This is a genomic window from Bowmanella dokdonensis (genome assembly GCF_017254865.1).
Taxonomy (GTDB): Bacteria; Pseudomonadota; Gammaproteobacteria; order Enterobacterales; family Alteromonadaceae; genus Bowmanella; species Bowmanella dokdonensis.
The window spans coordinates 1-1,543 of sequence record NZ_JAFKCV010000034.1 but is presented as its reverse complement, the minus strand read 5'-3'; the positions used below and the strand labels follow the sequence as shown (position 1 = coordinate 1,543).

Sequence of the window (1,543 nt, the reverse complement as noted above, 5' to 3'; positions counted from 1 at the left end):
GATGAGTTCGTGTCCGTACAACTGAAAGAGGAGCTTGATGACTGATGAGTTCGTGTCCGTACAACTGGCGTAATCATGGCCCTTCGGGGCCATTGTTTCTCTGTGGAGGAGTCCATGACGAAAGATGAACTGATTGCCCGTCTCCGCTCGCTGGGTGAACAACTGAACCGTGATGTCAGCCTGACGGGGACGAAAGAAGAACTGGCGCTCCGTGTGGCAGAGCTGAAAGAGGAGCTTGATGACACGGATGAAACTGCCGGTCAGGACACCCCTCTCAGCCGGGAAAATGTGCTGACCGGACATGAAAATGAGGTGGGATCAGCGCAGCCGGATACCGTGATTCTGGATACGTCTGAACTGGTCACGGTCGTGGCACTGGTGAAGCTGCATACTGATGCACTTCACGCCACGCGGGATGAACCTGTGGCATTTGTGCTGCCGGGAACGGCGTTTCGTGTCTCTGCCGGTGTGGCAGCCGAAATGACAGAGCGCGGCCTGGCCAGAATGCAATAACGGGAGGCGCTGTGGCTGATTTCGATAACCTGTTCGATGCTGCCATTGCCCGCGCCGATGAAACGATACGCGGGTACATGGGAACGTCAGCCACCATTACATCCGGTGAGCAGTCAGGTGCGGTGATACGTGGTGTTTTTGATGACCCTGAAAATATCAGCTATGCCGGACAGGGCGTGCGCGTTGAAGGCTCCAGCCCGTCCCTGTTTGTCCGGACTGATGAGGTGCGGCAGCTGCGGCGTGGAGACACGCTGACCATCGGTGAGGAAAATTTCTGGGTAGATCGGGTTTCGCCGGATGATGGCGGAAGTTGTCATCTCTGGCTTGGACGGGGCGTACCGCCTGCCGTTAACCGTCGCCGCTGAAAGGGGGATGTATGGCCATAAAAGGTCTTGAGCAGGCCGTTGAAAACCTCAGCCGTATCAGCAAAACGGCGGTGCCTGGTGCCGCCGCAATGGCCATTAACCGCGTTGCTTCATCCGCGATATCGCAGTCGGCGTCACAGGTTGCCCGTGAGACAAAGGTACGCCGGAAACTGGTAAAGGAAAGGGCCAGGCTGAAAAGGGCCACGGTCAAAAATCCGCAGGCCAGAATCAAAGTTAACCGGGGGGATTTGCCCGTAATCAAGCTGGGTAATGCGCGGGTTGTCCTTTCGCGCCGCAGGCGTCGTAAAAAGGGGCAGCGTTCATCCCTGAAAGGTGGCGGCAGCGTGCTTGTGGTGGGTAACCGTCGTATTCCCGGCGCGTTTATTCAGCAACTGAAAAATGGCCGGTGGCATGTCATGCAGCGTGTGGCTGGGAAAAACCGTTACCCCATTGATGTGGTGAAAATCCCGATGGCGGTGCCGCTGACCACGGCGTTTAAACAAAATATTGAGCGGATACGGCGTGAACGTCTTCCGAAAGAGCTGGGCTATGCGCTGCAGCATCAACTGAGGATGGTAATAAAGCGATGAAACATACTGAACTCCGTGCAGCCGTACTGGATGCACTGGAGAAGCATGACACCGGGGCGACGTTTTTTGATGGTC

General features: G+C 56.2%; 3 protein-coding genes. All 3 read left to right on the top strand.

Annotation, left to right across the window (positions count from 1 at the left end):
- The first annotated feature begins 114 nt into the window (after positions 1-114).
- Genes J0A66_RS21385 through J0A66_RS21375 form a run of 3 tightly spaced genes read left to right on the top strand, consistent with a single transcriptional unit; the run spans position 115 to position 1,468 of the window.
- Positions 115-513, top strand: coding sequence for a DNA-packaging protein FI (locus J0A66_RS21385; protein WP_000158919.1), 399 nt, complete (start codon positions 115-117; stop codon positions 511-513).
- An 11-nt stretch (positions 514-524) separates the two neighbouring features.
- The gene (locus J0A66_RS21380) at positions 525-878 is read left to right on the top strand and encodes a head-tail joining protein (protein WP_000752979.1); all 354 of its coding nucleotides are present in this window, start codon (positions 525-527) and stop codon (positions 876-878) included.
- Positions 879-889: 11 nt separating this feature from the next.
- A complete protein-coding gene (locus tag J0A66_RS21375; protein ID WP_000975070.1) occupies positions 890-1,468 on the top strand; it encodes a phage tail protein in 579 nt (192 codons plus the stop codon).
- Positions 1,469-1,543: the final 75 nt, after the last annotated feature.